The 17,067-nt window shown below is 42.8% G+C and carries 18 protein-coding genes; 11 read left to right on the forward strand and 7 right to left on the reverse strand.

Annotated features, from left to right (window positions below; all coding sequences use genetic code 11):
* Window positions 1–110: 110 nt before the first annotated feature.
* Together ACP69X_RS17230 and ACP69X_RS17235 are read right to left on the reverse strand one after the other, a co-directional pair.
* A complete protein-coding gene (locus ACP69X_RS17230) occupies window positions 111–308 on the reverse strand; it encodes a hypothetical protein (RefSeq protein WP_024424878.1) in 198 nt (65 codons plus the stop codon).
* On the reverse strand, window positions 305–1,576 hold the full coding sequence (locus ACP69X_RS17235) for an NAD(P)/FAD-dependent oxidoreductase (RefSeq protein ID WP_426052906.1): 1,272 nt from the start codon (window positions 1,574–1,576) through the stop codon (window positions 305–307). Before ACP69X_RS17235 ends, ACP69X_RS17230 begins: the two co-directional genes overlap by 4 nt.
* A gap of 175 nt (window positions 1,577–1,751) precedes the next feature.
* On the opposite strand from ACP69X_RS17235, the gene ACP69X_RS17240 reads away from it, so the two are divergent.
* Window positions 1,752–3,374 carry a putative polysaccharide biosynthesis protein gene (locus ACP69X_RS17240; RefSeq protein WP_041086699.1) on the forward strand — a complete coding sequence of 541 codons (1,623 nt, stop codon included), beginning with the start codon at window positions 1,752–1,754 and terminating at the stop codon, window positions 3,372–3,374.
* Window positions 3,375–3,390: 16 nt separating this feature from the next.
* A complete protein-coding gene (locus ACP69X_RS17245; protein WP_426052907.1) occupies window positions 3,391–4,107 on the forward strand; it encodes a pseudouridine synthase in 717 nt (238 codons plus the stop codon).
* A gap of 69 nt (window positions 4,108–4,176) precedes the next feature.
* Here ACP69X_RS17245 and ACP69X_RS17250 read toward each other — a convergent pair whose 3' ends face one another.
* Both ACP69X_RS17250 and ACP69X_RS17255 read right to left on the reverse strand, forming a co-directional pair.
* A complete protein-coding gene (locus ACP69X_RS17250; protein ID WP_008356419.1) occupies window positions 4,177–4,398 on the reverse strand; it encodes a DeoR family transcriptional regulator in 222 nt (73 codons plus the stop codon).
* A gap of 371 nt (window positions 4,399–4,769) precedes the next feature.
* On the reverse strand, window positions 4,770–6,068 hold the full coding sequence (locus ACP69X_RS17255) for an NCS2 family permease (RefSeq protein ID WP_041086695.1): 1,299 nt from the start codon (window positions 6,066–6,068) through the stop codon (window positions 4,770–4,772).
* A 94-nt stretch (window positions 6,069–6,162) separates the two neighbouring features.
* Here ACP69X_RS17255 and pepV point away from each other — a divergent pair, with 94 nt between their 5' ends.
* Both pepV and ACP69X_RS17265 read left to right on the forward strand, forming a co-directional pair.
* Entirely contained in the window at window positions 6,163–7,563 is a 1,401-nt protein-coding gene (gene pepV / locus ACP69X_RS17260; RefSeq protein WP_426052908.1) for a dipeptidase PepV, read from the forward strand.
* A gap of 29 nt (window positions 7,564–7,592) precedes the next feature.
* A complete protein-coding gene (locus tag ACP69X_RS17265; RefSeq protein WP_426052909.1) occupies window positions 7,593–8,210 on the forward strand; it encodes a Type 1 glutamine amidotransferase-like domain-containing protein in 618 nt (205 codons plus the stop codon).
* 56 nt (window positions 8,211–8,266) lie between these two features.
* Here the strand turns inward: ACP69X_RS17265 and cysK are convergent, their stop codons facing one another.
* On the reverse strand, window positions 8,267–9,196 hold the full coding sequence (gene cysK / locus ACP69X_RS17270; protein WP_426052910.1) for a cysteine synthase A: 930 nt from the start codon (window positions 9,194–9,196) through the stop codon (window positions 8,267–8,269).
* Window positions 9,197–9,290: 94 nt separating this feature from the next.
* Between cysK and thpR the strand changes: the two genes are divergently transcribed.
* The 4 genes from thpR (at window position 9,291) to ACP69X_RS17290 (ending at window position 12,865) form a co-directional block, all read left to right on the forward strand.
* Window positions 9,291–9,842: an RNA 2',3'-cyclic phosphodiesterase gene (gene thpR, locus ACP69X_RS17275; RefSeq protein ID WP_426052911.1), complete on the forward strand. Its 552-nt coding sequence runs from the start codon at window positions 9,291–9,293 to the stop codon at window positions 9,840–9,842.
* Window positions 9,843–9,867: 25 nt separating this feature from the next.
* The gene (locus ACP69X_RS17280; protein ID WP_073978726.1) at window positions 9,868–10,803 is read left to right on the forward strand and encodes a hypothetical protein; all 936 of its coding nucleotides are present in this window, start codon (window positions 9,868–9,870) and stop codon (window positions 10,801–10,803) included.
* A gap of 47 nt (window positions 10,804–10,850) precedes the next feature.
* Window positions 10,851–11,780, forward strand: coding sequence for a YegS/Rv2252/BmrU family lipid kinase (locus ACP69X_RS17285; RefSeq protein WP_426052912.1), 930 nt, complete (start codon window positions 10,851–10,853; stop codon window positions 11,778–11,780).
* Window positions 11,781–12,064: 284 nt separating this feature from the next.
* Entirely contained in the window at window positions 12,065–12,865 is an 801-nt protein-coding gene (locus ACP69X_RS17290; RefSeq protein ID WP_076840453.1) for a phosphotransferase family protein, read from the forward strand.
* Here ACP69X_RS17290 and ACP69X_RS17295 read toward each other — a convergent pair.
* The gene (locus tag ACP69X_RS17295; protein ID WP_024424867.1) at window positions 12,862–13,137 is read right to left on the reverse strand and encodes a YtzH-like family protein; all 276 of its coding nucleotides are present in this window, start codon (window positions 13,135–13,137) and stop codon (window positions 12,862–12,864) included. The genes ACP69X_RS17290 and ACP69X_RS17295 overlap by 4 nt on opposite strands.
* Before the next feature lie 188 nt (window positions 13,138–13,325).
* Between ACP69X_RS17295 and trmB the strand changes: the two genes are divergently transcribed.
* From trmB to ACP69X_RS17310, 3 genes are all read left to right on the forward strand, one after another.
* Window positions 13,326–13,967 (forward strand): tRNA (guanosine(46)-N7)-methyltransferase TrmB, encoded by a 642-nt coding sequence (gene trmB / locus ACP69X_RS17300; protein ID WP_024424866.1) that lies wholly within the window; start codon window positions 13,326–13,328, stop codon window positions 13,965–13,967.
* Window positions 13,968–14,081: 114 nt separating this feature from the next.
* Window positions 14,082–14,930, forward strand: a complete 849-nt coding sequence (locus ACP69X_RS17305; RefSeq protein WP_041086674.1) for a YtnP family quorum-quenching lactonase — start codon at window positions 14,082–14,084, stop codon at window positions 14,928–14,930.
* Between the two features lie 74 nt (window positions 14,931–15,004).
* Window positions 15,005–16,702, forward strand: coding sequence for an NAD-dependent malic enzyme (locus ACP69X_RS17310; RefSeq protein WP_041086672.1), 1,698 nt, complete (start codon window positions 15,005–15,007; stop codon window positions 16,700–16,702).
* 41 nt (window positions 16,703–16,743) lie between these two features.
* Here ACP69X_RS17310 and ACP69X_RS17315 read toward each other — a convergent pair whose 3' ends face one another.
* Window positions 16,744–17,058 carry a PepSY domain-containing protein gene (locus ACP69X_RS17315; RefSeq protein WP_003217759.1) on the reverse strand — a complete coding sequence of 105 codons (315 nt, stop codon included), beginning with the start codon at window positions 17,056–17,058 and terminating at the stop codon, window positions 16,744–16,746.
* Window positions 17,059–17,067 lie beyond the last annotated feature (9 nt).

Consider the following 17,067-nt stretch of genomic DNA (forward strand, 5'->3'; position numbering starts at 1 on the left):
TTAAGCAGAGGACTTTGTTTAATATCCCCTAACTCAACTTATTTCAAACAAAAAGAGGCGAGCTTCTCACTCGACCTCTACTTTACCGTAACATGTTTTACTTCCATTTATCAACTATCGATATGTGAAGACGATTTTTCCTCAATTCGTTTGCGAAGACGGTAGACATATTCTTTTAAACATACAGCGAAAATGGTAAACGCCAAAACAATGGCGACTTTTAACGGGGTAATCGACAGCTTCAAGAAAACAGCGGCTGTCAAACTGATAACGACCGCAAGAACAATCGGTAATGCACGTCTGATCATTGCTTTCTCTCCTTTGCTTCTAGTGCAGCATTCATGCCGGCAAGCCTGCCTGTCACAAGTGCTGACGTAATATTGTATCCGCCTGTGTAGCCATGGATGTCTAAAATTTCTCCGCAGAAATAAAGACCAGGCATTTTTTTAGACGCCATTTTCTTCGGTTCAATTTCCTTCACAGAAACGCCGCCTCCTGTCACGAACGCTTTGTCCAAAGATAGGGTACCATTTGCATGCACAATAAAATGTTTGCAATCATGGGCAAATGCACGCAGTTTATCCTTGGCTAGACCAGAGAATGTGTCTTGTGGATCAATACCGTTCCGTTCTAACAGAAACAATAAATAGCGTTCTTGCATCCAAGACTTAAGGACATTTTTAATGGCTTTCTTCGGTTCATCTTTAAGGTCACGATGAAGCTTTTGGAACAGCTCCTCGTCATTCAGCTTCGGATATAAGTCAATTTGCAGGCGGACTGCCGGCTGCTTTTTCAATTCTTTCACAACAAATCCGCTGCATCTAAGAACAGCTGGACCCGATAAACCAAAGTGAGTAAAGATCATATCCATGACATGTGTGACGACTGGTTTCCCTTTTTTATTTAAAACACTGACAGCCACACTTCTTAAAGAAAGACCTTGAAGCACTTTTTCTTTAATAAATCGTTCATCTGATGTGACTGGTACCTCTGTTGGGAAAAGCTCTGTAATGGTATGTCCGGCTGCTTCTGCCCATGCATAGCCGTCACCAGTAGAGCCGGTATGCGGCACACTTTTTCCGCCGACAGCAATGACGACAGCCTTACTTGAAATTTTTTCATCATTATTTGTAACAATTCCAGCTGCTTGTCCGTCTTGATACAGAACCGCTTTAATCTTTTCGTTCGTTCGAATGGTGACATTGAGGGCGCGGAGCCTGTCTAGAAGGGCATCCACAACAGATTGTGCTTTGTTTGATACAGGGAACATACGTCCATGGTCTTCTTCTTTTAGTTCAATACCGAGGTTTTCAAAAAACGAAATAATATCCTCGTTGTTGAACTCAGAAAATGCACTATATAGAAAACGGCCGTTTCCGGGAATATGCTTGATGATTTCTTCTACTGGAAGGCGATTGGTGACGTTACAGCGTCCGCCGCCAGAAATGGCCAGCTTTCTGCCAAGTTTGTTTCCTTTGTCAATTAACAGAACAGTAGCGCCGTGTTCTGCTGATGCAATCGCGGCCATCAGTCCAGAAGGTCCGCCGCCAATGACAATGACATCATAATGTTTCATGTTACATTCCTCTTTCTACTTTCAGTCATTTTTCTATTATAACGAAGATTAGGGAAGGCTGAAATATGAATTGATTGGTTTTGTGACTTCTGTATTGGATTTGTTACCTGTGTGTTGAATTGATGTGGTAAAATAGTTAAGTTGAATATTCATTAGAAAAATGGTGGTTAAGCGCATGTCTAATAAACTGCTTCGTGGTACGTTGGTTTTAACGATAGGGACGTATCTCTCTCGTATTCTTGGTATGATTTATTTAATTCCATTTAGCGCAATGGTTGGAGCTACTGGTGGTGCGCTATTCCAATATGGATACAATCAGTATACGATCTTTTTAAGTATTGCTACGCTTGGTTTTCCAACAGCGGTATCAAAATTTGTTTCCAAATATAATGCGATCGGCGATTATGAGACAACAAGAAAAATGTTCAGGGCGGGTATGTCGGTCATGCTTGTCACCGGGATTATCGCCTTTTCTATTTTATATTTGTCCGCACCGATTTTTGCCAAGATTCAGCTTGGCGGATCAAATGAAACAGGCGGTTTGACTGTCGATCAAGTGGTATATGTGATTCGGATGGTCAGCTTAGGCCTTTTGGTTGTGCCGATCATGAGTCTTGTACGCGGGTTCTTCCAAGGACACTCCATGATGGGACCAACAGCTGTTTCCCAAGTGATTGAACAACTTGTTAGAATCATCTTCCTATTAACGGCGACGTTTATTATTTTAAAGGTGCTTGACGGCGGGCTTGTCATTGCTGTTGGGTATGCAACATTTGCCGCACTGATCGGTGCATTTGGCGGTTTATTTACGCTTTATTTATATTGGCTGAAGCGAAAGGACCGGCTCTTATCTATGCAGCCGAATACAGGCGCTCACTCTGATTTATCTTATAAGCAAATGTTTACAGAGCTGTTTAGCTATGCGGCGCCGTATGTATTTGTTGGACTTGCGATTCCAATTTATTCTTATATCGATACAAACACAATTAACAGAGCCATGATTGCATCAGGGCATCAGGATATAAGTACAGCGGTATTGTCCATTGTGACGTTATATTTACCGAAGCTTGTGATGATTCCTGTGTCACTTGCAACAGCGTTTGGATTAACCTTGATTCCGACGATTACGGAATCATTTACAGCACGTAATTACAAGCTGCTCAATAGACAAATTGATCAGACGATGCAAGTTATTTTATTTTTCGTGCTGCCTGCTTCATTTGGTATCTCTGCATTGGCTGGACCGGTTTATTGGTTTTTCTATCCGTCGGTTCACCCTGAGATTGGGATTTCCATTTTGTTCTGGTATGCACCTGTTGCATTATTGTTTTCTTTATTCACCATTAATGCAGCGATCCTGCAAGGGATTAACAAACAAAAATTTGCTATCGTTAGTCTTTTGTTAGGGATCATTATTAAAACTGTTCTGAACATCCCGCTGATCAGCTGGCTACAAGGAAATGGTTCTGTGCTGGCAACGGCATTAGGTTATAGTGCGTCTATCTTGTATATGTTTATCATGATTAAACGTCATGCGGGCTATTCGTTCCGCAGAATTTTCAAACGTTTTATTCTGATTGGTATTTTAACGGCGATCATGGCTGTGGTGGCTTATGTGACATGTCAGCTTGTGAGCCACGTGATTTCTTATGAAGGCGGAATTGTACAAGCGGGTATCGTCATTTTGATTTCTATGATCACTGGCGGTGGTGTGTATATGTTCTTGTCTTATAAGGTGGGATTACTAGAGCGTGTACTTGGCAGCCGTATGCCGAAATTTTTAAGAAAAAAGAGTTAAGAAGAGGTAGATATTCATGAGGCTTGATAAATTACTTGCTAACAGCGGCTTTGGTTCAAGAAAAGATGTGAAAAAGCTTGTCAAGGCCCGGGCGGTCACAGTGAATGGAGAAGTGGCGAAGCAGGTGAAAGATCATGTTGATCCATCAAATGATGAAGTGCTCGTACACGGAGAGCGTGTAGAATATAAAGAATTCATTTACTTAATGATGAACAAGCCGGACGGGGTGATCTCAGCAACTGAAGATCTGCGGGATGAAACGGTTGTCGATTTACTCGAGCCGGAGGATATCGCAAGGGAGCCATTCCCTGTGGGGAGACTGGATAAGGATACGGTCGGTCTCCTTCTCCTCACAAATGATGGACAGCTTGCTCATCAATTACTTTCTCCAAAAAAGCATGTGCCAAAAACGTATGAAGTTCATTTGAAATATCCTTTAGGTGATCAAGACATTAAGCGTCTTGAAGAGGGTGTTGTTATCTTAGATGATTATCACACGAAGCCGGCGAAGGTGGAAGTAGATGCGAATAAAGAGGAAGATACACGCATCCGTTTGACGATTACTGAAGGGAAGTACCATCAAGTGAAGCTGATGGCCCAAGCGGTGGGAAATGAAGTGATCTTTTTAAAAAGGCTCTCGATGGGGGCTGTCTCATTAGATGAAGAACTAGAACCCGGAGAGTACCGTGAATTGACGGATGAAGAATTAGACAGCTTAATGAATCGTGAATAACATAAGAACAAAAGAAAAGAACCGGCATATCGCCGGTTCTTTTTGTTATATGGACAATTCATTATACGCTTAAGATGATATTTTTACTTTTTTTCTCGTTGTTTCCCATTTGCCTCTGCTTGGACTATGAACAAGATCGTTATAGGCAAGCACGTTTAAGTCTCTTTGAATGGTTCTAGGTGTGATCCCGAATTCATCAACCAGCTCTTGTGTCGTCACAAGACCTTTCTCTTGAATGAACATATAAACTGATTTGATTCGAGTCATCATACGGTTTGTTGAAGGTTTCAAAAAACCACTCCCTATCAATAAGATCGGATGGACTTGACTAACCACAACTTACTACACTAAAACTGCGAAATAAGGACATGCAACAATGGTAAATGTTCGTGTTTCTTAATGTTTTATTCTATTATACACGTTATTATGCATCTAGTTCCACCAAAAAGTCAACTTTACGTGTTTTTAAACTTGTCTTCATGAAATGAAATATGGTATATATCATGATTTGAATCCGGTTACAACCCAATAATGATAAGGGATACGATAGAAGCTAACACGTTCAAATGTTCGAAAAATAAACACAGAAAATTTACAAAATAAAAAAATCAGTGAAGGCAAAAATGCACATTCCATGTTAGGATGTGCATTTTTTGTTTCCGTTATCCTTCTAAGAAAAAGAGCTGAATAAAAAATAAGATGGCAAAGATGAGAACAAGCACATGTACTTCTCTCCATTTCCCTTTCGCCAATTTCACAAGCGGATATGAAATAAATCCAAGTGAAATCCCTGTAGAGATACTAGAAGTCAGCGGCATCGAAAGAATGACAAGAAAAGCAGGGAATGCTTCGTCTAGTTCGTTCCACCGAATGCGTGACACCGAGTTCATCATCAAGCAGCCAACAATGATTAAAACAGGTGATGTGATGGATGGTAAAGACGAAATCGCTTGAACGAGTGGGCCAAAAAATAATGCCACAATAAACAGTGCAGCGACCGTTAAAGAAGTCAGTCCAGTTCTTCCGCCAGCAGCAACTCCTGATGATGATTCAATATAAGCAGTGGTTGGGCTTGTACCAAACATAGATCCAACAGTCGTTGCAGCAGAGTCAGCGAGCAGGGCTCTGCGCACTTTTGGCAGCTGGCCGTTTTTCATTAATCCGGCTTGTTCGGCAACGCCGATCATAGTGCCTGTTGTATCAAAAATCGTCACCAGTAAGAAGGAGAAGACGACAGCATACAAATGATGAGAGAACACATCACCAAAAGCAGCGATTGGATTTGTAATCAGCATGCCTTCAGGCAGTGCAGGAATGTCCATCAGCATTTTAGGGAAATGAAGCTGGCCTGTTGCGAGCGCAATCAATGTGGTTGCTAACATACCGATAAACAGTGCTCCATTTATTTGTAGAACCATTAAAATAACCGAAATCATTAACCCGACAAGCGTTAAAACGACAACAGGCGAGCTTAAATGACCAAGCTTCACAAGGTTTTCTGGATCAGCAGCAATGATTCCAGATTGACGGAGGCCGATGAACGCAATGAAAAGCCCGATTCCTGCTGTAATGCCGTACTTTAAATTATCTGGAATGGCTTGAATCAGTTGTTTTCTAAGGGATGTTAACGATAAAATAATAAAGAGTATACCAGCAACAAATACCGCACTAAACGCTGTTTGATAGCTGATGCCACCACCGCCGACAACGGTAAAGGTGAAATAGACATTCAGCCCCATGCCTGGTGCAATGGCAATCGGATAATTTGCAAACAGTGCCATCCAGAGCGTACCGACGACAGCAGCGATGATTGTTGCAGTAAAGACTTGGTCAAAAGGAATACCTGCTTTTGAAAGAATTCCCGGGTTGACGGCAACAATATAGACCATAGTGAAGAATGTCGTCATACCAGCGATTATTTCTTTCTTTATGTTGGTTTGATTTTCTTTTAACTGAAACATAAAATCCTCCATTTACGAACATTATTACAAAACAATTAATATAATATTCGTTTTAAGGGTGGATTGCAACCTTTTTTCAAGGAGGAATGGAAAAATGAATTGGGAAGCTGAAGTAATACGAAAAAAAGACGACTTGATTAAGGACACACAATCTTTTTTACAAATTGAAAGTGTCCTTGATGAAGAAGGCGGCAAAAAAGGAAAGCCATTTGGTGAAAAAGTCGATGATGCTCTGCAGTATATGCTGAAAAAAGGGGAAGACGAAGGCTTCACAGTCAAGAATGTCGACGGCTATGCAGGTCATATTGAATATGGGGAAGGCGAAGACATTGTAGGTGTGCTGTGTCATGTGGACGTGGTGCCTGCTGGTGACGGCTGGACAACCCCGCCATTTTCAGCAGACATCAGAGAAAATAAAATCTTTGCACGCGGGGCTATTGATGATAAAGGCCCAACCATGGCGGCATTTTATGCGCTGAAGATCTTAAAAGATACTGGTCTGCAGCTGTCGAAAAAAATTCGAATGATCATTGGGACAGATGAAGAAAGCGATTGGCGCTGTGTGGACCATTATTTCAAGCATGAGGCGATGCCGCAAATCGGATTTGCACCAGACGCCGATTTTCCGATTATTCATGCGGAAAAAGGGATTATTGATGCCACCCTGTCATTTACATATCAACAAACAGCGAATCATCAGCGCTATACGCTTAAGCAATTTACATCGGGTATGAGGCTCAATATGGTGCCAGATGAGGCAGCTGCTACTGTGACTGCTGCACAGGAACACGATGCTGAATCATTAAAAACGGCCTTCGAAGCCTATCTTGCTGATCATCAATTATCTGGTGAGGTAAAAAGTACAGCGGATGGACTGCATTTTACATTAAAAGGGGTATCCGTTCATGCCATGGAGCCGGCGCATGGGACAAATGCGGGCATTCATATGGCGAACTTCTTATGCGGACATGAATTAGATGAGCAGGGACTTGCCTTTACTTCCCAAATCAACGCTTTATTTGATCAGGATACAAGAGGGAAAAAGCTTGGAATTGCTTGCAAAGATGATATTAGTGGAGATTTAACGTTGAATGTTGGGATAATCCGCTATAAACAGAATGAGGAAGCAAAGCTAGGGTTAAATGTCCGCTATCCAGTAACTGCAGACGGTAAGGACGTCAAAAAAGGAATTGAAAGCATCAAAGGGGCGTCCCTTCTAAAATTCGAAGACAGCCCTCCGCATCACGTCTCAAAAGATCATCCGCTTGTGAAAACCTTGCAGCGGGTATATGAGGAGCAAACGGGAGATCCTGCAACCCTTATTGCTATTGGGGGAGGAACGTATGCGAGATCTTTAGAAGCTGGCGTTGCCTTCGGACCTCTATTTCCTGGCAGACCAGACTGCGCCCATCAAAAGGATGAATATATTGAAATTGATGACTTACTGAGAGCGACAGCTCTTTACGCACAAGCTATGTATGAATTAGCAAAATAGAAATTGGAAAAGAGAAGAGGGGATTCATAGTGAAAAAAATGTTCTTATGCTCTTCATTCAAAGACAGCTATTCTCTCTTGTCTGACTTTGCAGGTGAATCATTAAAAGGAAAGCGTGTGACTTTCTTTCCAACGGCAAGTGCTGTAGAAGAAGTCACGCACTATGTGGAGGCAGCGAAGGAAGCCTTTCAGCAATTAGGGATGCAGCTTGAGACTGTGCAGATAGATGAACAGTCCGTAGAAGAGATCACACAGATGATCAAACAAAATGATGTGATCTATGTTTCAGGAGGCAACACTTTTTATTTATTGCAGGAGTTAAGAAAGCAGCGTCTCGATGACGTGTTGAAAGAAGAAATCAACAAAGGCAAGCTGTACATCGGGGAGTCTGCGGGGAGTATCATTATGGCGCCAAGCGTTGAATATATCTCCATGATGGATGATCAGGAGAAGGCGCCGGAGCTTTCATTATTTCAAGGCTTCAACGAAATAAGCCGCTATCCAGTACCGCATATGTACAATGCCTATTTAGGCGAGGCTGCGGAGCAAATCATGGAGAAGTATCAGGAGACACTTGATTTATGTCCGCTTACTGATGAACAGGCTTTACTCGTCACAGGGGAGCAGGCTGAGGTGAAATCTGTCTAAGCATCTTAACCGTGAAAGAAGAAAAAGGAACAGGGGTTCATCACCCTGTTCCTTTTTTAATCTTGAAAAACATCACTTGATAAGTATCGTTCACCCGTATCTGCTGTCATACAGATCACGATTTGATCTGCCGGCAATTGCTTGGCTGTTTCAATGGCTGCATAGCAAGCCGCCCCAGAGGATGGGCCTACTAAAATTCCTTCAAGCTTAGCGAGCTGCCGTGTGATGTGATAAGCATCTTCGTCACTTACCTGCACGATGTCATCATAGACGTGCTCGTTTAAAATATGGGGGATAAATCCTGGGCTTGTGCCAACGAGCTTATGTTTGCCAGGTTCCCCGCCAGATAAGACTGGAGATCCCTTAGGCTCTGCTACACGGATGGTTAAATGAGGGAATGCCTTTTTTAATTCCTCTCCAGTTCCTGTAATAGTACCACCAGTTCCAGCTGTTGCGACAAAGGCTCCAAGAGGCTGTCCAAGTTGTTTCACAGCTTCCATGATTTCGACTGCTGTTGTTCCTCTATGTGCATCTGGGTTCGCCCTGTTGTCAAATTGCATGGGAATAAAGCTGTGAGGAATTTGAGCCGCCAGTTCCTCAGCCTTTCGGATGCAGCCTGGCATTTTTTCTTCTCCTGGGGTTAAGACGACCTGCGCCCCGTATGCCTTCAAGATATTGATTCTTTCCTTTGTCATCGTATCAGGCATGACAAGGATAGCTTTGTAGCCTCTTGCGGCAGCATTCATAGCTAAACCAATCCCTGTATTCCCGCTCGTCGGCTCAATAATGGTTGCTCCTTTTGTGAGCTTCCCCTGTTTTTCTGCTTCGACGATCATATTGTAAGCCGCGCGGTCTTTTACACTTCCGCTAGGATTAAATGATTCCAGCTTTAAGTAAACAGCCGCCGCATTTCCTGGCTGAAGCCGCTGTAATTTGACAAGCGGTGTATCGCCAATCAGTTCAGCCATATTTTGTGCAACTTTCATTAGATGACACCCTTTCTTCTCATTCCGCATTTCTTTAGTTATACTATCATCAATGGGGATTCGTAAAGTTTGTTAAAAAAGGACAGGTGATTTTGTGTCAGAAAACCGTCATTATTTTATAGGGATTCACATCCCTGAACAACTTGCGCATCAAATCAAACAAGACATTGATCAAAGGAGCGGACTGTTCTTTCAAAAATGGACAGCACCACATGACTATCATGTAACCCTTGTCTTTTTAGGCGCCATTCCAGAAGAGCGTTTAAAAAAGATCATCCAGCTGCTTGACATCCTTTCAAATGAAGCGTCTGCATTTCCACTAGAGCTGAATGAGGTAGGACAGTTTGGTGCGAAGGAACGCCCGAGAGTCTTTTTTGCAAAGCCTCATGAAAGTGAACCGCTCATGCAATTAAGAGAAAAGGTAAAGGAAGCCGTCCTATCAGCAGGACACCCTGTTGAAAAGAGACCGTTTCATCCGCATATAACGATTGCGCGCAAATGGAATGTGGATGACCTTTATGAAAAACAAGTGCCTTTACGAAAAGAGCCATATGTGATGGAGGTTTCGCGTATCACTTTATTTGAAATACGTCCGAAGGAAACCCCTCGTTATCACGCAATCAAACAATTTACACTACATAAATGATTCTAGAAGTTGGAGTGAGCAGCAGATGGCGCAAATCATCAAAATTCAAGATTATATATCACGATATGAACAAGACCCGCATCACTACATCAATCAATTCAATCGGTTGAAAAAACAAAGATGGGACGAGTTGAAAAGGGCTTCAAAAGAGGAGGCGCAGCAACCGTTTGACCAAATTCCTCAATTAGCGCCTGAACAGGAGGAAGAAAAGAGAAAGAAATTCTCCTTAAAGAGAAAGCAAAAAGAAGCCGATATGAAAAAGGAACGGGACCTGAGTCTTTTTAACGAGCCGACAGATATAGAGCAAGGGGTTTTCAGAAACGTCCCTACTGACGAAACGAAGCTGATTCACTTTTTTAAGGATCATCTCTTTGAAGTGCAATTAAAATGGGCGAGCTCAACGATTTCACATATTTCAACCGTCTCCCATCATATACGATATGATGAAAAGCTGCGAATGCTTGCAAGGCAGCTTCCAGATTCTTATTTTGTGATGTACAAGCCGGTGCTGCTCATTCAAAAAGCTGAGATGGAATTATGTCCGATACTCATCACACCGCTCGAAGTGATCTGTTTATCCTTCTTAGAGGCCGAGCCAGACAGCGTTTATATCGGAACGAAGGAACGTTTTTGGGAAAAACGGGCGACTGGGAAAGCTGTTCAGTCCGTCTTAAATCCTTGTGCAAGCCTTCTGCGTTCTGGCACCGTCGTGTCAAAGATCTTACAGCAAAGTGGTGTAGACCTTCCTGTGAAAAAAATCCTCATCAGCCGAACCTCTTATATTGATTTACCTGAAGTTCCATATGGGATGGAGGTTATCGATAAGAAGAAGGCTGAAGAGTGGTTTGAAAAGCAGCGGAAAAATACGGCGCCGACAAAGCATCAGCAATTTAAGGCGACAAAGGCATTGCTTGCTTATGGTGAAACAGACAGCAAAAGAAGGCAGGAATGGCTCGATTAAAGCATGATGGAAGGTCACGAAAAATGAGACCTGAGTGGAGCTAATATATGAATGAATGGTACTTTATCGTTAATCCAGAAGCAGGACATGGAAAAGGACTCCGCACATGGAGGAGCATAGAGAAAGAATTACAAAAGGTGGAGGTCTCTTATCGATCGTTTCTCACCCAGCATGAAGGCCATGCAGAAGTTTTGGCAAGACAAATCAGTGCCATGCAGGATGACAGACTGAAGCGCTTAATTGTTATTGGCGGTGACGGCACGATTCATGAAGTACTGAATGGCTTAAAGGAAATCGATCATGTGCAGCTTAGTTTTGTGCCTGCTGGTCATTGGAATGATGCTGCGAAGGGTCTCGGTATCCATCGTCATGATGTTTTAAAAGAGGTGAGAAAGCAAAAGAGAATGCTCACCAAAACATTTTCTCTCGGCTCCTTTCAAGATCATGCCGAAAGTCCGCAATCTGTTCTTTTTCTCAATCATATCGGGGTAGGGTTTGACGCACATGTGCTGAGGAAAACGGTGCATTTTAGAGGGAAAAAGTGGCTGAAACGGCTGGGGCTTGGCTTTATCATCTACCCACTGTCATTTCTCCATTCTCTATGGTCGTTTAAGCCATTTGATCTTGCGTTATTTATTGAAAATGAGAAGAAAGTCTTTCGCCAAGTGTGGTTTGTGATCGTATGCAATCACCCGTATTACGGGGGAGGGCTGGAAGCAGCACCGGAAGCGAGTGCGAGGCAGCCAGGTTTTCAAACGATGGTTGTCACAGATTTGAATCCAAGCAAAGTCCTCTTGTTTCTAAGTGCAATGGTGTTTCGAAAGCACCTTGGGATGAAGGGGGTTACCCTGTTTCAGCATGAGGAAGCGTACTTAGAAGCAGATGAAAAAATCTTATTTCACGCAGATGGAGAAGTGATCGGTGCAACGCCTGTCTTTGTAAAGGCAAGTGAACGATCCTTAAAATTACGTGCTTAAATAACTTGCGATATGTCCGCAGTCAAAGAACCATGAAAAAAGCCTTCTTTTTCGTAAGGTTCTTGTCCTGATTTTTTAGTTTTGCTTGACGAGTATAAGAAGGTAACGATAAAATCTATAGGACGGCTATTGTTTAGCATCTCATTCTCAATAGCTGTCCTTTTTGTTTTTATGATCATATAAATAAAAAAAGAAACAGCCAATTGATCCTCAATCGGCTGAATTTTGTCGACTAAAAAAGCAAGATTTAAAATATTTTAAGAAATGATGGGTTGAAAATTGATATGAACTGGTTGGGACAAATATTAGGTAGCGAATGGCACATCTCTCCGGCTGGAGGCGCTACGGGAGATGCGTACTTCGCAACACACAATGACCAAAAGCTATTTTTAAAACGCAATACGTCACCGTTTCTTGCGGTTTTGTCAGCTGAAGGCATTGTGCCGAAGCTTGTCTGGACAAAACGGATGGAAAATGGAGATGTGATTACTGCCCAGCACTGGCTGAGCGGTAGAGAGCTGAAGCCAAAGGACATGAATGATCGTCCTGTAGCAGAGCAGCTAAGAAAAATTCATACATCAAAAGAATTGCTCGATATGCTGAAACGATTAGAGAAGCACTCTCTAGACCCAGAATCCATTCTGATGCATCTGAAACAGTCCATATTAAACGAGCAAATTGATTCACAAGACATCACGCGTGCCATCCAGTATTTAGAGAAGCATGTGGAGGCTGTCCATTTTGAGGACAAGGTCGTCTGTCATTGTGATCTCAATCATAATAATTGGCTGCTGACAGATGAAAACCAGCTCTATTTAATCGATTGGGATGGGGCGATGATTGCAGACCCAGCGATTGATCTTGGACCGCTTTTATACCATTATGTTGAGGAAGAAAACTGGGAAAGCTGGCTCTCTATGTACGGCGCCCCGCTGACGGACAATTTGCGAAAGCGCATGGCGTGGTACGTGCTCGCTGAAACCGTATCGTTTGTCGTTTGGCATAAACGAAAAGGGAATGAAAAGGCGCAAAAAGAAGTGCAAGCGGAGCTAAATGCACTCTTAAAAAGGTTAAACATCCATTAAGACAGTGGAATGTTTTCGACCCACTCAGACAGATGTGATTGATGCTCCTCGATATGTGCATCAATTGAACTGACAGAGGTGCCCTTTTGGCTGTAATCATAAATATCTGTTAACAGCTGACGAATGTCGGCATCCAGATCTTCTTTTGCCAGCATTAATTGAATCACGCGTCCCACCTGTTCATATTCTGCAACAGTCCCGCAGCAATCCAGCTGGTGATCGGTTAAAATATCTTTGATTAATTGTAGCTGATGTTGACGGTTTAAACCCATACAAATGCTCCTTTCCTGCGTGTCATTTATGAGGTTAAACTGTGCATTCAGCGCCCAATTTATACATGCGGCAGACCAGCTCAAGCGAAGGGCTGGTCTTTTTATATGGACATAGAAGATGCTGTCTTGCGGGTCTTTATGTTTCATGGTATCTTGATAAAATGTAAAGAAAATAGAGGTGTATCAAATTGAGAATGCGACATAAACCATGGGCTGATGATTACTTAGCTGAGAATGCTCATATTGCTTTAGCAAGTCCCGAGCAATATAAAGGGAAATGGCATGAGCTGTTTGGAAATGATCATCCAATCCATATCGAAGTTGGGACAGGAAAAGGGAGCTTTATTGCTGGAATGGGCAAGCTTCATCCTGATATCAACTATATTGGCATTGAATTATTTAAAAGTGTCATTGTGACAGCAGTAGATAAAATCAAAGAGACAGATGTTGAAAATGTAAAGCTTTTGAACATCAATGCTGAGACGCTGACAGATGTGTTTGCGGAAAATGAGATTGACCGGGTGTATTTGAATTTCTCTGATCCGTGGCCAAAAGCAAGACACGAAAAGCGCAGATTGACGTTTAAAACCTTTTTAGAGCGATATGAACATATTCTTCGTCCAGGCGGTGAATTACATTTCAAAACTGATAACCGCGGGTTATTTGAATATTCCTTAAAAAGTTTTTCTGCCTATGGCCTTCTTTTAACGTATGTCAGCCTAGATTTACATGAGGACGGCTTAGAAGGAAACGTGATGACTGAATATGAAGAGAAATTCTCATCTATGGGACAACCCATCTATCGATCAGAAGTCAAATTCCCAGAATAACAAGTGACATCAAGCTGGCTGCAAAAAAATTGCAGTCAGCTTTTTTTATGAAAAGATTGGTGCATGCGATTTTTGGCTGTATTTGCTACGATAGAAAAAGGAGGGATGACAGCAATGGAGACAATGAAAATAGGTGAAATGGAACTTTTTTGGTTAAACGGGGGAGATACGCACATGGATGGCGGTGCAATGTTCGGTGTCGTGCCAAAGCCATTATGGTCAAAAAAATACCCGGTTAATGAACGCAATCAAATTGAATTACGATGTGATCCAATTCTCATTCGGTGGAAGGGACTGCATCTGTTAGTGGATTCCGGCATCGGATCAGGGAAGCTGACAGATAAACAAAAGCGCAATTACGGCGTGACAGAGGAAACCAAATTGGAAGAATCTTTAGCGGCTCTTGGCCTGCGCCCATCAGACATTGATTACGTATTAATGACACACCTGCACTTTGATCATGCCAGCGGATTAACAAAACGTGAAGGCGATAACCTCGTGTCTGTTTTTCAGCAGGCAAAAATCATCACATCGAAAATCGAATGGGATGAAATGAGAGCGCCAAACATTCGCTCAAGAAATACATATTGGAAAGAAAACTGGGAGCCTGTGGCAGATCAAGTGGTCACATTTGAAGAAAGCATTGAAGTGACAGAAGGTATTGAGCTGCATCATACGGGCGGCCACAGCAATGGTCATAGCATTTTAACGCTCACAAGTGAGGGCGAAACAGCGATTCATTTAGCTGATATCATGCCAACACACGCTCATAAAAATCCACTTTGGGTTTTGGCATATGATGATTACCCAATGACTTCGATTCCAGCCAAGCAAAAGTGGCAGGCATTTGCAGAAGAAAAAAATGCATGGTACTTGTTTTATCATGATGCCATTTATCGGGCTGTAAAATGGGACGATGATGGACAGATCACACACGAAATCAAAAGAGAAACAGGAAGATAAAAGATCCTCTGTATGTTTTTTTCGCCTTTCACACAAAATAACGACAAAATGAACTTGTGAAAGGAAGAGTGCAGGTGAACCAATTTTATCGTGTACATGGTGATGTGATCGAAACACCATTAAGAGGGATGGAAGTCATGTCAGTCCCTTACTTAAATAAAGGGGTTGCATTTACAAAGGAAGAGCGGGAGGAGCTCGGTTTAAAGGGATTTCTTCCGCCTAAGGTCTTAACTTTAGAGGATCAAGCAAAGCGTGCATATGAGCAGTTCAAGGCACAGCCGGATGAACTGGGGAAAAATGTGTATTTAACAGCGCTTCATGACAGAAACGAAGTGCTTTTTTATAAACTTCTAAATGAGCACTTGGCGGAAATGCTTCCGATTGTCTACACGCCCACTGTAGGAACGGCTATTCAGCGATATAGCCATGAGTATCGAAAGCCAAGAGGGCTGTATTTATCGATTGATGATCTAGATGGCATGGAAGAAATTTTTGCATCCTATGGTGTTGATGAATCAATTGACTTAATCGTTGCAACTGATGCAGAAGGCATTTTAGGCATTGGAGACTGGGGCGTTGGCGGGATTGCCATTTCAGTCGGAAAACTTGCTGTTTATACAGCTGCAGCAGGCATTGATCCTAGCCGAGTGCTGGCAGTAGTGCTTGATGCCGGGACGAACCAGGAAAGTCTCTTGAATGATCCGCTTTATGTTGGCAATCAGCACTCCCGCGTTCGAGGAGAGCGCTATGATCAGTTCATTGATCAATATGTCGAGCTTGCCCGTGCTACTTTTCCAAATGCACTCCTTCACTGGGAAGATTTTGGTACAAAGAATGCCCGTGCGATATTGGAAAAATATAAGGACCGCATTTGTACATTTAACGATGACATTCAAGGAACTGGCGCCGTTTCACTTGCTGCAGTTCTGGCATGTGCAAAAGCTTCGAAGGTTCCGCTGAAAGATCACCGTATCGTCATTTTTGGAGCGGGTACGGCAGGTATTGGCATAGCCGAGCAAATCCGTGATGCGATCGTCAGAGACGGAGTCAAAGAAGAGGAGTCCTATGATCATTTCTGGTGTATTGATAAAACAGGGCTGCTCACTGATGATTCACCTGACATTCTGCCATTTCAAAAGCCGTATGCAAGACGTTCTAACGAAGTAAAGGATTATGCACGTAATGGTCCAAAGCATTCAATTGATTTATTAGAGGTTGTCAAGCAGGCGAAACCAACGATCTTAATTGGCACCTCGACGGTAGGAGGAGCATTTACAGAGGAAATTGTAAAAGAAATGGCGTCACACGTGGAGCGCCCTGCGATTTTACCGATGTCGAATCCGACACCTCTTTCAGAAGCAAAGCCGCAAGACCTGATCGAGTGGACTGAAGGACGCGCGCTTGTGACAACAGGAAGCCCATTTGATCCTGTTGAATATGGAGGCGTCACATATGAAATTGGACAAGCGAATAATGCCCTTGTCTTCCCAGGTCTTGGTCTAGGCACGATTGTGTCAAAAGCTAGGTTGATGACAGACAGTATGTTTGTTGCGAGTGCTGAAGCCATTGCAAGCATGGTCAATGTGGGGAAGCCGGGTGCAGCGATGCTGCCAAGTGTCGATCAGCTTCGAACCGTTTCAGCGACAGTGGCCGTCCGTGTGGCGCAGGCAGCAATTGATGAAGGAATAGCAGAAGAAACGCCTGATGACCTCATTCAGGCTGTGCAGGACGCTATGTGGCATCCTGTGTACAAAAAAATCAAAGCCATATAAAAAAAGCTTCGCAAGGACATGTCTTTGCGAAGCTTTCTTGATTAAGCAACAGAATCAATCACATCAACGATCATGCCTGTTTTGGCATCAATCATCACTTCATACTGTTCAAGCTCGCCAAAGGCAGAGCGGGTAATGCCAGATTTGTACACATCAATCGTTTCACCATTTACGGTATACGGTTCTGGTACAGTATAAATCCAAGAGCCATCAATTGGGCCGCGCTGTTTAAAAGCAGATTTCACAATTTTTAATGCTTTTTCAGACGAGATATACGTAGGGAAAAATACTTTCTTTGCAACAATTGCAGCGGCTACGCCAATACTCGCACCAATCAGAACATGTTTTAACTTCAACGTGCTGCA

The sequence above is a fragment of the Bacillus sp. DC4300-2b2 genome (assembly GCF_049895685.1).
GTDB classification, from domain to species: Bacteria; Bacillota; Bacilli; order Bacillales; family Bacillaceae; genus Bacillus; species Bacillus safensis.